The following is a 12,435-nucleotide window of genomic DNA, read 5'->3' as shown; positions in this document are numbered from 1 at the left end:
GACCGCCCGCCCCGGCTCACCGCCGCGCCGGTACCCGGTCAACACGACAGGAGCATCGACACACGTGACCGACACCCCGCAGTCCGCATCCGAACCCGCCGACGACGCGCTCAAGGCCGAGCTGCTCGCTCTCGCCCAGGAGGCCGCCGCCCGCGCGGGCACCCTGCTGCGCGACGGACGCCCGGCCGACCTGGGCGTCGCGGCGACCAAGACCAGCCCCATCGACGTGGTCACCGAGATGGACCTGGCCTCCGAGCGGCTGATCACCGGATTCCTGGCCGAGCACCGTCCGCAGGACGGCTTCCTCGGTGAGGAGGGCGCCGTCAGCGAGGGCACCTCCGGTGTCCGTTGGGTCATCGACCCCGTCGACGGCACCGTCAACTACCTGTACGGACGTCCCGACTGGGCCGTCTCCATCGCCGCCGAGTACCACGGCGAGCGGATCGTGGGTGTGGTGGCGGCACCGGTGCGGGGTGAGACCTGGCAGGCGGTCAGCGGGCAGGGCGCCCAGCTGGACGGCCGACGCCTGCGATGCCGCCCGTCCCCGCCGCTGGACCAGGCACTGATCGGCACCGGATTCGGCTACATCAGGGAGCGGCGGGTGGCCCAGGCCGCTGTCGCCCAGGAACTGGTGCCGCGGGTGCGCGACATCCGCCGCGGCGGCTCGGCCGCCATCGACCTGTGCGACGTCGCCACCGGGCGGCTGGACGGCTTCTACGAGCGCGGTCTCAACCCGTGGGATCTGGCCGCGGGGGATCTCATCGCGCGGGAGGCCGGTGCCCGCACGGGCGGCCGCCCGGGGCTGCCCGCCGACGGCGATCTCACCGTCGCCGCTTCGCCGGGGGTCTTCGAAGTCCTCCAGCCGCTGCTGGAGGAGCTGGGTGCCTGGCACGACCAGCCGAACGGCACGGCGGGCGCGGAGTAGCCCGGGAACGGTGATGCGGCCCCCCGGACCGGGGGGCCGCATCACCTGAGCGGGGCTCGAAAGGGTCCTCAGGCGACCTGCACGCCGTGCTCGGCGGCCAGGCGGCGGAGGTCCTCCAGCTCCGACTGCTCGACGTCCACGAGGAAGTCGTCGCCGGATTCACGTGCGCGGTGCAGGTCGGACTCGGTGGTCCGTATACGCTGCAGGATGCCTGCGGTGAATGCGTCCATGGTGTGCCCCCTCGTCGCGGGTCGGTGGCACGGGGTGTGCCGAGGGAAGTGGTGCGTGCCCGATCACGGCGTGGTCCCCGGACTGCGTCGGAGGTGCGTCGTGGCACCCTGCGCACAGGGCGTGATCGTGGGTGGTGCTCAGGTCCTCCCCAACCGGAACCTCAGAGAAACCTCAACCGCCCCGAAAATGTGCCGGCGGCTCGTGCCGGAGTGCGCGCCCGGCCTCCCACCTCTGCTCTTACCGTCGATTTACCGGGTTCCGGGGCACGATGGGGAGCACGATCCCCCATCCGTATCCAGGGAAGGAACAGCGCCGTGCGCGTACTCGTCGTCGAGGACGAGCAGCTGCTCGCCGATGCCGTGGCGACGGGCCTCCGCAGAGAGGCCATGGCCGTCGATGTGGTCTACGACGGGGCGGCGGCGCAAGAGCGCGTCGACATCAACGACTACGACGTCGTCGTACTCGACCGGGACCTGCCGCTGGTGCACGGGGACGACGTCTGCCGCCGGATCGTGGAGCTGGGGCTGCCCACCCGGGTGCTGATGCTCACCGCCTCCGGGGACGTCAGCGACCGGGTCGAGGGCCTGGAGCTGGGCGCCGACGACTACCTGCCCAAGCCCTTCGCCTTCTCCGAGCTGACGGCCCGCGTGCGGGCGCTGGGGCGGCGCACGACCACAGCCCTCCCGCCGGTGCTGGAGCGGGCCGGCATCCGGCTGGACCCGGGGCGCCGCGAGGTCTCCCGGGACGGCCGGGAGATCCAGCTGGCGCCCAAGGAGTTCGCGGTGCTGGAGGTGCTGATGCGGGGCGAGGGCAGTGTGGTCTCCGCCGAGCAGCTCCTGGAGAAGGCGTGGGACGAGAACACCGACCCGTTCACCAATGTGGTGCGGGTGACGGTGATGACGCTGCGCCGCAAGCTCGGTGAGCCACCGGTGATCGTCACCGTGCCGGGCGCGGGGTACCGGATCTGACGTCGATGGCCCCTTCCACTTCTCCCGAATCCCCGGGTTCCCCCGCTTCCCGGGGGACCCCCGGTGCCGCCGGCCCGGAGGCGGGCGACCGCTCCGGCGGCGCCCCGCCGCGCACACCCCCCAAACCGAGTTGGGACCCGCGCGAGACCCCCCGGTCCTTGCCCCTGCTGCGCCCCACCATCCGGATACGGCTCACGCTGCTGTACGGCGGAATGTTCCTGATCGCCGGGATGCTGCTGCTGACGATCATCTATCTGCTGGCGGCGCAGGCGCTGGACGACGCCAGCCATGTCTCGTTCCGCATCCTCAACGGGGAGGTCCAGCCGACCTCTGACTGCCAGGGGCTGACCGGAACACTCCCCAGCGATGTGTTCATGCAACGCCTGTCGGAGTGCGCGGAGGCGCAGCGCAGGATGGCACTGGACGGGTTGCTGCGCCGCTCCCTGCTCGCGCTGCTCGGGCTCGCCGTGGCCGCGTTCGCCTTCGGGTACGTGATGGCGGGCCGGGTGCTCTCGCCGCTGGGCCGCATCACCCGCACCGCACGCCAGGTGGCGGGCTCGGACCTGCACAAGCGGATCGAGCTGGAGGGCCCGGACGACGAGCTCAAGGAGCTGTCCGACACCTTCGACGACATGCTGGACCGGCTGGAGCGTGCCTTCACCGCGCAGCAGCGCTTCGTGGGCAACGCCTCGCACGAGTTGCGCACCCCGCTGGCGATCAACCGGACGCTGCTCGAGGTGCAGCTCGCCGATCCGGACGCCTCGCCGGAGCTGCAGCAGCTGGCCAAGACGCTGCTGGCCACCAACGAGCGCAGCGAGCAGCTCGTGGAGGGGCTGCTGCTGCTCGCACGGAGCGAGAACGAGCTGGTGGACCGCAAGCCGGTGGATCTGGCCGAGGTGGCCTCGCAGGCGGTCGAGCAGGCCCGCGGAGAGGCCGAGACCAAGGGCGTCGAGTTGCGCGGAGTACGGCAGCCCACATATGTACAGGGCAACGGGGTACTCCTGGAGCGCGTCGCACTGAACCTGGTGCAGAATGCCGTGCGCTACAACCTGCGTGCGGGCGGATGGGTCTCGGTCAGTACGGAGGCCCAGCCGGGGCAGGCGGTGCTCAGCGTCGAGAACACCGGACCCGTCGTCCCGGCCTACGAGGTGGACAACCTCTTCGAGCCGTTCCGGCGTCTGCGTACGGAGCGGACGGGCAGTGACAAGGGGGTCGGGCTCGGGTTGTCGATCGTGCGCTCGGTCGCGCGGGCGCACGGCGGTGCGGTCTCGGCCGTACCGCGCGAGGACGGCGGCCTGGTGATGCGGGTGACGCTGCCGCTCTGAGTGGTGGCGGGGTGCGCCGCGAAGCCTCGCAGGAAGGGCGAAGGATCATGGAGGTGACGAAAAGTGACCGAAAACACCCCGGTGTAGTCGGCACTCCGTTCGCTATATGCGGAATCGGGGACACTTATCGCTGCCTGCGGCCGGGTTGTGATCGATCACACATGCGAATTTTCGGATGGTCCCGGACCGGGGTCGCCGAACGGGAAGAAAACCCGGAAAATCCAGGTTTCCGCAGGTGGAGATCGTGGGCAGTACCCCGGATGGCCGGTGCGGAGTGTGTGCGGAGCACCGCCGGGGACCGTCTATGGTCCTCCTCGACATCCGACATGATCACCTCTTCAGGGGTGCCGTTGGGTGTCGATTGAGTAACAGACCTTGATGTGAGGCAAAATCTCCGCCTCGGGTCGGGCACAAGTCCGGCCTCTCACGCGTTACGTGCGCTGGAGACACCACAGACACCCAGAGGGGGAGAGCGACATGGCTACGGATTACGACACTCCACGCAAGACCGACGACGAAGTCAACGAAGACAGCATCGAGGAGCTGAAGGCCCGGCGGAACGACAAGTCCGCGACCAACGTCGACGTGGACGAGTTCGAGCAGGCCGAGGGTCTCGAGCTGCCCGGAGCGGACCTCTCCAACGAGGAGCTGTCCGTCCGGGTGCTGCCCCGCCAGGCGGATGAGTTCACCTGCATGAACTGCTTCCTGGTGCACCACCGCTCCCAGCTCGCCGCGGAGAAGAACGGCCAGCCGATCTGCCGCGACTGCGCGGCCTGAGCAGCGGACCGACTGCCGTGGCAGTCGAAGGCGCACGTGACGACGAGCGAGGCCCTCATGACCGGTCGGCCTCGCTCGTGCCGCTCGAGTGCGGTGCCGAGGGCGCCGCGCCGGGCACCGACGGCCCGGTCGTGCCGCCCGGCGGGACACCGCCCGGCCCCGGACCGCGGCCCGGCGGCGCCGTGCGGCGGATCCGGACGCGTACGCAGATGTATGTACGCGCGGTCACCGAGGGTGTCATCGAACTCGCCCCGCGGGTGCCGGTGAGGGACCTGGCGACCCTCCGCAGCCAGTTCCCCGGGCTGAGCACCGAGGAGCTGGCCGACCGACTGGTGGCCGGAGCCGGCCGGAGCGCGGCCGCCGTGGGCGCGGGAGTCGGCGGCGCCGCGATGCTGCCGGTACCTCCGGCCCTGCCCGCCGAGCTGACCGCCGAGATCGTCGGCGTCGCCGGTGTCGAGCTGAAACTGATCGCCGAACTGCACGAGGTCTACGGCCGCCGGGCGCCCGGCACCGTCCGCGAACGGGCCGCCGCCTACCTGAGCGCCTGGGCCTCCGAACGGGGCGTGGAACTCACCCGCCCCGCCACCCTGAGCACGGCCATGAACGGGGAGCTGCGCCGCAGACTGCGGCAGCAGATCACGAAGCGCACCCTGCGCACCCTCCCGAACCTCGCCCCGTTCCTGATCGGAGCCGCCGCCGGCGCCGTGCTGAACCGCAGGGACACCGCGCGGCTCGCCGAGCGTGTCCGGGCCGATCTGCGCGCCGGCGCGCCCGGTCCGCACCGCGTCTGACCGGGCCTGCCCCCCGGTCGAGGAGAATGGCGGCCCCCGAATCGGGAGACGGCCGATGCCGGCTAGGAGACGGCCGACTCGCGGGCCGAACGCAGTGCCTCCACCAGCCGTTGCGGATGCCGCGTGGAGAGGTACACGTACGGCGTCGGGTCCTGCGGATCGGTCACCTCGACCCGCACCGCTGTCGGGACGTAGCCGCGCAGCAGCATGTGCGCCCGTGTGTCGGCCTGGTACGTACGCCAGGCGCGTGCCTGGCCGGCGTCCAGCGCCTCGGCCTCCCCGAGCGCCGACACGGGAATCCGCGCGTCCCCGGCGATCAGCGAGTCCGCCACCACCCGCACCCGGACGCTGCCGTAGCTGCTCACGCATACGGCTGCCGACGCGCCGCCCCCCACCAGGCCGCACAGCAGCGGCAGCGGACCGAAGGGGAAGAGCATCAGCGCGCAGGCCACCCCCATTCCGGCGGCGATCAGCCACCAGGACCGGGGAGCGGTGAGGCGCTCGTCGTGGAGCGCGGTGGGGGCAACCATGTGTCCAGCTTGGCACGGCGCCCCCCGGCGCCCCGCACGGCGGTAAGGTCTGCACCCGTGAGTGCAGTCAACCCCCCCAGTTCCCCGAAGACCTCGCTGGTGCCGCCGCCGGACGCCGTGCCGCCGGTGCGCCACTCCGAGGCACCCGAGCCCGGTACCCCTCTCGGTGCCCACTACGGCATGTGCTTCGGCTGCGGTGGCGGGCAGCCGCACGGCCTGCACCTGGCGGCGCGGGCCGGGGAGGGCGTCAGCGTCACCGCCGAGTTCACCGTCAAGCCGGCCCACCAGGGAGCGCCCGGCCTCGCCCACGGCGGCGTGCTGACCACCGCGCTGGACGAGACCCTGGGCTCGCTGGGCTGGCTGATGCACGTGATCGCCGTGGCCGGGCGGCTGGAGACCGACTTCCTGCGCCCGGTCCCCGTGGACACGCTCCTGTATCTGGAGGCCCGTACGACCGCGGTGCACGGGCGCAAGATCTACTCGACGGCCACCGGCCGGATCGGTGGTCCCGAGGGGCCGGTGGCCGTGCGCGCGGACGCCGTCTTCATAGAGGTGAAGGTCGAGCACTTCGTCGAGAACGGCCGCGAGGAGGAGATCCACGCGGCCATGGACGACCCCGACCAGGTCAGGCGCGCGCGTGCCTTCGAGGTGAACCCGTGAGCGACGGTGTCGAGATCCTGCTGCGGCGTACCGACCCCCAGGTGCCCGTGCCCGCCTACCAGCATCCGGGGGACGCCGGTTGCGATCTGGTGACCACCGAGGGCGCGGAACTGGCCCCCGGGGAGCGGGCCGTCCTGCCGACCGGGATCTCGCTCGCCCTCCCGGACGGCTACGCGGCCTTCGTCCACCCGCGCTCCGGCCTTGCGGCCCGCTGCGGCGTCTCGCTGGTGAATGCACCGGGAACGGTCGATGCCGGGTACCGTGGGGAGATCAAGGTGATTGTGGCCAATCTCGATCCACGCGAGACCGTGCGGTTCGAGCGGTTCGACCGTATCGCCCAACTCGTCGTCCAGCAGGTGGAGAAGGTCCGCTTCCGCGAGGTCGAGGAGCTGCCCGACTCGGTGCGCGCCGCGGGCGGCTTCGGCTCCACGGGCGGCCACGCGGCGGACCGCCAGGCCCGGTCGGCGGCCGCCGACGCGTCGGGCGTCACCCTGCAGACAGCCGCACAGCAGAAGGATTACGTTGCGGTCGGTGCCGATCGAGCTTCCGACCTGAGAGGACAGTGACGTGTTCGGACGTCGTCGCAAGAAGAGCGAAGAGCCCACGGGCACCTCGGACGAGTTCGAGACGGAACAGGAAGGCGAGGACGAGCCGCAGGACGGCGCGGACGCCGAAGCCGACACCGGAGAGACCCGGGTCAAGCTGCCTCCGGCGCCCCGTCCGGACGGTCCCTGGGACATCGAGGAGGTCACCGAGCCCGACTCCGGCAGGGTCGACCTGGGCGGCCTGTTCATCCCCGGCGTCGAGGGCATGGAGCTGCGGGTCGAGGTCGCGGGTGACGCGATCGTCGCGGCGACCGTCGTGCTGCAGGACAGCGCCGTCCAGCTCCAGGCGTTCGCCGCGCCCAAGCGCGAGGGCATCTGGGACGAGGTGCGTGAGGAGATCGCCTCCGGCATCACCCAGCAGGGCGGCGTCATCGACGAGGCCGAGGGGCCGCTGGGCTGGGAGCTGCGGGCGCAGGTCCCGGTGCAGCTGCCGGACGGCACGGGCGGCGTGCAGGTCGTCCGGTTCGTCGGGGTGGACGGACCGCGATGGTTCCTGCGCGGGGTGATCTCCGGCCAGGGCGCGGTCCAGCCCGAGGCGGCCGGTGTGCTGGAGCAGATTTTCCGGGACACGGTCGTGGTGCGCGGTGAGGGGCCGATGGCGCCGCGCGACCCCATCGTCCTGAAGCTGCCCGAGGACGCGCAGATGGTGCCGGACGGAGTGCAGCAGGAGACGGTGGAAGAAGGCTCCCGGTTCGCGGGCGGCCTCGACAAGCTCCAGCGTGGCCCGGAGATCTCCGAGGTGCGCTAGCGCGGCGTGCTGCTGCGAAGGCCGGGCCCGTCGGGCCCGGCCTTCTTGTCGTGCTTGTCGTGCGACCCGCCGCGAGCGCGTGCGGAGTCGCGGCAGGCGCGTAGGGACCGCGTCAAGGATGTATGGGCCCCGTCAAGAGCGCCCCCGGACGTGTATGAGGGACGTCAACGCCCGGGGCGTACGCCGTCGGCGGGGGTTTTCTGGGTGGGTCAGCACAACCTACTCACCAGGAGCACACGATGGCCGATCTGGCCTTCGCCGCCACCACCGTCGCGGTCTTCGCACTGCTGTCGCTCGTCGCCAGAGGGATGGACCGGCTGTGAGCGCCGAGAACGCCGCGGGGCTCATGGTGGCCCTCGCGCTGCTGGGCTACCTCGTCTGCGCCCTGCTCTTCCCGGAGAGGTTCTGAGCGCCGATGAGTACATCCCTCGCAGCTGTGCTCCAGGTGGTGGCGCTCGTCGGGGCGCTCGCGCTGGTGCACCGGCCGTTCGGCGACTACATGGCCGCCGTCTACCGGTCCGACCGGCATCTGCGCGTCGAGCGGCTTGTCCACCGCTGCGTCGGCACCGACCCGGACGCCGGGATGCGCGCACCCGCCTATATCCGCGCGGTGCTGGCCTTCTCGGCCGCCGGAGTGCTCTTCCTCTACGCCCTGCAGCGGCTCCAGGACAGGCTGCCGCTGTCCCTCGGATTCCGCGCACTCGACCCGGACCAGGCGTTCAACACCGCCGCCTCCTTCGTCACCAACACCAACTGGCAGTCCTACGCGGGCGAGTCCGCCATGGGCCATCTGGTGCAGCTGACCGGGCTGGCGGTGCAGAACTTCGTCTCGGCCGCCGTGGGGATGGCCGTCGCCATCGCCCTCGTCCGCGGCTTCGCCCGGTCGCGCACCGGGGAACTGGGCAACTTCTGGACCGACATGGTGCGCGGAGTGGTGCGCATCCTGCTGCCGGTCGCGTTCCTCGGCGCGCTCGCCCTGGTGGCGACCGGCGTGGTGCAGAACCTCGCCGGGATGCACGAGGTGCAGACCCTCTCCGGAGCCACCCAGCACATCCCGGGCGGACCCGTCGCCTCCCAGGAGGCCATCAAGGAACTGGGCACCAACGGCGGCGGCTTCTTCAACGCCAACTCCGCACACCCCTTCGAGAACCCGAACGGCTTCAGCAACCTGCTGGAGGTCTTCCTGCTCCTCGTCATCCCGTTCTCCCTGACCCGAACGTTCGGCACGATGGTCGGGAACGTGCGCCAGGGGTACGCGGTCCTCGCCGCGATGGGCGTCATCTGGCTCGCCGGGGTCGCCGCGATCACCGCCGCCGAGTTCGCGCACCAGGGCACGGCGGCCCAGCTCGCCGGTGGCGCCGCCGAGGGCAAGGAGCAGCGCTTCGGAGCGGGCGCCTCCGCACTGTTCGCCGCCTCCACGACGATGACCTCGACCGGCGCCGTCAACTCCTTCCACGACTCCTACACCGCCTTCGGCGGCGGGGTGGCGCTGTTGGGCATGATGCTCGGAGAGATCGCACCGGGCGGGGTCGGCTCCGGGCTGTACGGCATGCTGATCATGGCCGTCATCGCCGTCTTCCTCGCCGGGCTGATGGTCGGCCGCACGCCCGAGTACCTGGGCAAGAAGGTCGGCACCCGCGAGATCAAGTACGCGGCCTGCTTTCTGCTGAGCACTCCCGCTCTGGTACTGGGCGGCACCGCGCTCGCCATGGCACTGCCCGACGGCGAGCGGGCGATGACCAACATCGGGGCGCACGGCTTCAGCGAAGTGCTGTACGCCTACACCTCGGCCGCCAACAACAACGGCAGCGCCTTCGCCGGATTCGGCGCGGACACGCCGTTCTTCAACACCACGCTGGGCCTGTGCATGCTGTTCGGCCGGTTCCTGCCGATGGTGTGCGTCCTGGCGCTGGCCGGTTCGCTGGCCCGGCAGGCGCCGGTGCCCGTCACGGCAGGCACCCTGCGCACCGAAAAGCCGCTCTTCTCCGGCTTGCTGGTCGGCTCCGTGCTGATCGTCACCGGACTCACCTTCTTCCCGGCCCTGGCTCTGGGGCCGCTCGCGGAGGGACTCTCCTGATGAGCACGACAACAGCGGTCCGCACTCCGCGGCCGGATGACACCCAGGATCCGGCCGAGGGCCGGCACTCTCCCGGCCGGCCCCCGGGCGGCGGGTCGTTCGCCCCGCGGCACCTGGCCCGGTCGCTGCCGGCCGCCGTGCGCAAGCTCGATCCGCGGTGCATGGCCGCGTCGCCGGTGATGTTCGTGGTCGAGGTGGGCTCGGTCGTCACCACCTGCCTCGCCGTCGCCCACCCCCGGGACTGGTTCGGCTGGGTGATCACGGCCTGGCTGTGGCTGACCGTCCTGTTCGCCAACCTCGCCGAAGCGGTGGCCGAGGGGCGCGGCAAGGCACAGGCCGACACCCTGCGCCGGGCCAGGACCGAGAGCGTGGCCCGGCGGCTGGCCGGACCGGACGACGCCCGGGAGACCGCGGTGCCCGGCACCGAACTGCGGGTCGGCGACCTCGTGGTCTGCGAGGCGGGTGACCTGATACCCGGGGACGGCGATGTCGTGGAGGGGGTCGCCACCGTCGACGAGTCCGCGATCACCGGCGAATCGGCCCCCGTCATCCGGGAGTCCGGCGGCGACCGGTGCGCCGTCACCGGCGGCACCAAGGTGCTCTCCGACCGTATCGTCGTACGGATCGCCACCGAGCCCGGGCGTACCTTCATCGACCGGATGATCGCACTGGTGGAGGGTGCCGCCCGGCAGAAGACGCCCAACGAGATCGCCCTCAACATCCTGCTGGCAGCCCTCACGGTCGTCTTCCTCCTCGCCGTCGTCACCCTGCAGCCGTTCGCCGACCACGCCGGGGCCGAACAGTCCCTGACCGTGCTCGCGGCGCTGCTCGTCTGCCTCATCCCCACCACCATCGGGGCGCTGCTCTCCGCCATCGGCATCGCCGGGATGGACCGGCTGGTGCAGCGCAACGTGCTGGCCACCTCCGGGCGGGCCGTGGAAGCGGCCGGGGACGTGACGACGCTGCTGCTCGACAAGACCGGCACCATCACGCTGGGCGACCGCAGGGCCGTCGCCTTCGTCCCGGCCGCGGGCATCCCGGCGGAGGAGCTGGCGGACGCGGCCCGGCTCGGCTCACTCGCGGACGAGACACCCGAGGGCCGCTCCGTGGTCGCCCTGGCCGCCGGAGAGCCCCCGACGGACGGCGGCGGCACGGCAGCACCGGCCGCGCCGGAGGGCGCCACCTGGGTGCCGTTCACCGCGCAGTCCCGGATGTCCGGCGTCGACGTCGGTGCCCCGGACGGTACCGGCGTGCGGCTGCGGGTGCGCAAGGGCGCCGCCGCGGCGGTGTCCGGCTGGATCGAGGAGCGGGGCGGCCGGGTCGGCGCGGAGGTCGACAGCGCCGTGCGGGCCATCTCCGAGGCGGGTGGCACCCCCCTGGTGGTCGCCGTCGAGGACACGGCCGGTGCCCGGGCGCTCGGCGTCATCCACCTCAAGGACGTCGTCAAGGACGGCATCGTCGAGCGCTTCGCCGAACTGCGCCGGATGGGCATCAGAACCGTCATGATCACGGGGGACAATCCGCTGACCGCCGAGGCCGTCGCAGCCGAGGCCGGCGTCGACGACCATCTCGCTGAGGCCACGCCCGAGGACAAGATGGCGCTCATCGAACGCGAACAGGCCGGCGGCCGGCTCGTCGCCATGACCGGTGACGGCACCAACGACGCCCCGGCACTGGCCCGCGCCGACGTGGGCGTCGCCATGAACACCGGCACCTCCGCCGCCAAGGAGGCGGGGAACATGGTGGACCTGGACTCGGACCCCACCAAGCTCATCGAGATCGTGGAGATCGGCAAACAGCTGCTGATCACCCGAGGCGCGCTGACCACCTTTTCCATCGCCAACGACGTCGCGAAGTACTTCGCGATCATCCCCGCGATGTTCGCCGCCGCCTACCCCGGCCTGGAGACCCTCGACATCATGCGGCTGACCTCGCCGCAGTCGGCGATCCTCTCCGCCGTGGTGTTCAACGCGCTGATCATCGTCGCCCTGGTGCCGCTCGCCCTGCGCGGGGTGCGCCACCGGCCGCTGAGCGCCGACCGGCTGCTGCGCCGCAACCTGGCCGTCTACGGGGCCGGTGGGCTCGTCGCACCGTTCCTCGGCATCAAACTGATCGACCTGCTGCTGACCGCGCTTCCCGGAGTGAGCTGAGCGAGATGAACACAGCTGTACGCAACGCCGCCCGGCTCGGCTGGGCCGCCGGCCGCGCCCTGCTCGCACTGACGGTCCTGTGCGGGGTCCTCTACCCGCTGGCGGTGACCGGTGTGGCCCAGGCCGCCTTCCCCGAGAAGGCGAACGGCTCCCCGGTGCGGGTGGCGGGCGAGGAGGTCGGTTCGGCCCTGATCGGCCAGCAGTGGCGCGGGCGGAAGTGGTTCCACGGCCGCCCCTCGCACTCCGGCTACGACCCGCGCGCCACCGGGTCCGGTCAGCTCGGCGCGAGCGACCCGCGGCTGGTCGCGTCCGTACGGGAGGCCCGGCGCAAGGTCGCCGAGCTGAACGGGGTGCCGCCCGCAGTGGTGCCCCCCGACGCGGTGACCGGCTCCGGATCGGCCCTCGACCCGCACATCTCTCCCCGGTACGCGAAGATCCAGAGCGCGCGGGTCGCCCGGGCCAACAGGCTGCCCGCGCAGGCGGTGCGCGCTCTGGTGGCCGCGCACACGGAGGGCCGCGGCGCCGGATTCCTGGGCGAGGAACATGTGAACGTGCTGAAGCTGAACGTGGCCGTGCGCGCCGCGGCAGCGTCCCGCTGACCGCGGGGCTCCGCGGGGAGCCCCGCCCCGGCCTCCCCGCCGCGCGGGC

The 12,435-nt window shown here is 71.9% G+C and carries 14 protein-coding genes; 12 read left to right on the top strand and 2 right to left on the bottom strand.

Translation table 11 applies throughout. From position 1 onward, the window contains the following. Positions 1-64 precede the first annotated feature (64 nt). Positions 65-925, top strand: coding sequence for an inositol monophosphatase family protein (locus P2424_RS22000; RefSeq protein WP_276477475.1), 861 nt, complete (start codon positions 65-67; stop codon positions 923-925). A 68-nt stretch (positions 926-993) separates the two neighbouring features. On the opposite strand, the gene P2424_RS21995 is transcribed toward P2424_RS22000, so the two are convergent. After that, positions 994-1,155, bottom strand: coding sequence for a hypothetical protein (locus P2424_RS21995; RefSeq protein WP_019359798.1), 162 nt, complete (start codon positions 1,153-1,155; stop codon positions 994-996). A 315-nt stretch (positions 1,156-1,470) separates the two neighbouring features. On the opposite strand from P2424_RS21995, the gene P2424_RS21990 reads away from it, so the two are divergent. The 4 genes from P2424_RS21990 (at position 1,471) to P2424_RS21975 (ending at position 5,017) form a co-directional block, all read left to right on the top strand. Next, complete coding sequence (locus tag P2424_RS21990; RefSeq protein ID WP_019359799.1) at positions 1,471-2,124, top strand: response regulator transcription factor; 654 nt, start codon at positions 1,471-1,473, stop codon at positions 2,122-2,124. Between the two features lie 5 nt (positions 2,125-2,129). Then, positions 2,130-3,449, top strand: a complete 1,320-nt coding sequence (locus tag P2424_RS21985) for an ATP-binding protein (protein WP_276477474.1) — start codon at positions 2,130-2,132, stop codon at positions 3,447-3,449. Between the two features lie 477 nt (positions 3,450-3,926). Continuing rightward, positions 3,927-4,226 carry a DUF4193 domain-containing protein gene (locus P2424_RS21980; RefSeq protein WP_276477473.1) on the top strand — a complete coding sequence of 100 codons (300 nt, stop codon included), beginning with the start codon at positions 3,927-3,929 and terminating at the stop codon, positions 4,224-4,226. Positions 4,227-4,243: 17 nt separating this feature from the next. Further along, positions 4,244-5,017: a hypothetical protein gene (locus tag P2424_RS21975; protein ID WP_276477472.1), complete on the top strand. Its 774-nt coding sequence runs from the start codon at positions 4,244-4,246 to the stop codon at positions 5,015-5,017. A 62-nt stretch (positions 5,018-5,079) separates the two neighbouring features. On the opposite strand, the gene P2424_RS21970 is transcribed toward P2424_RS21975, so the two are convergent. Continuing rightward, positions 5,080-5,547 (bottom strand): DUF3093 domain-containing protein, encoded by a 468-nt coding sequence (locus P2424_RS21970; RefSeq protein WP_276477471.1) that lies wholly within the window; start codon positions 5,545-5,547, stop codon positions 5,080-5,082. Positions 5,548-5,604: 57 nt separating this feature from the next. Here P2424_RS21970 and P2424_RS21965 point away from each other — a divergent pair, with 57 nt between their 5' ends. From P2424_RS21965 to kdpC, 7 genes are all read left to right on the top strand, one after another. Further along, positions 5,605-6,207: a PaaI family thioesterase gene (locus P2424_RS21965; protein ID WP_276477470.1), complete on the top strand. Its 603-nt coding sequence runs from the start codon at positions 5,605-5,607 to the stop codon at positions 6,205-6,207. Next, positions 6,204-6,773, top strand: a complete 570-nt coding sequence (dut, locus tag P2424_RS21960) for a dUTP diphosphatase (RefSeq protein WP_276477469.1) — start codon at positions 6,204-6,206, stop codon at positions 6,771-6,773. The genes P2424_RS21965 and dut overlap by 4 nt, the downstream gene beginning before the upstream one ends. A 1-nt stretch (position 6,774) precedes the next feature. Continuing rightward, positions 6,775-7,560, top strand: coding sequence for a DUF3710 domain-containing protein (locus tag P2424_RS21955; protein ID WP_276477468.1), 786 nt, complete (start codon positions 6,775-6,777; stop codon positions 7,558-7,560). 319 nt (positions 7,561-7,879) lie between these two features. Further along, positions 7,880-7,969, top strand: a complete 90-nt coding sequence (gene kdpF / locus P2424_RS21950; RefSeq protein WP_276477467.1) for a K(+)-transporting ATPase subunit F — start codon at positions 7,880-7,882, stop codon at positions 7,967-7,969. A gap of 6 nt (positions 7,970-7,975) precedes the next feature. Further along, positions 7,976-9,637, top strand: coding sequence for a potassium-transporting ATPase subunit KdpA (gene kdpA, locus P2424_RS21945; protein ID WP_276477466.1), 1,662 nt, complete (start codon positions 7,976-7,978; stop codon positions 9,635-9,637). Continuing rightward, positions 9,637-11,787, top strand: coding sequence for a potassium-transporting ATPase subunit KdpB (kdpB, locus tag P2424_RS21940; RefSeq protein ID WP_276477465.1), 2,151 nt, complete (start codon positions 9,637-9,639; stop codon positions 11,785-11,787). The genes kdpA and kdpB overlap by 1 nt, the downstream gene beginning before the upstream one ends. A gap of 5 nt (positions 11,788-11,792) precedes the next feature. Then, positions 11,793-12,386, top strand: a complete 594-nt coding sequence (kdpC, locus tag P2424_RS21935) for a potassium-transporting ATPase subunit KdpC (RefSeq protein ID WP_276477464.1) — start codon at positions 11,793-11,795, stop codon at positions 12,384-12,386. Positions 12,387-12,435: the final 49 nt, after the last annotated feature.

It is taken from the genome of Streptomyces sp. WMMB303, from assembly GCF_029351045.1.
Classification (GTDB): domain Bacteria; phylum Actinomycetota; class Actinomycetes; order Streptomycetales; family Streptomycetaceae; genus Streptomyces.
The sequence above is the reverse complement of the archived record's forward strand: the minus strand, read 5'-3'. Positions and strand labels throughout refer to the sequence as shown.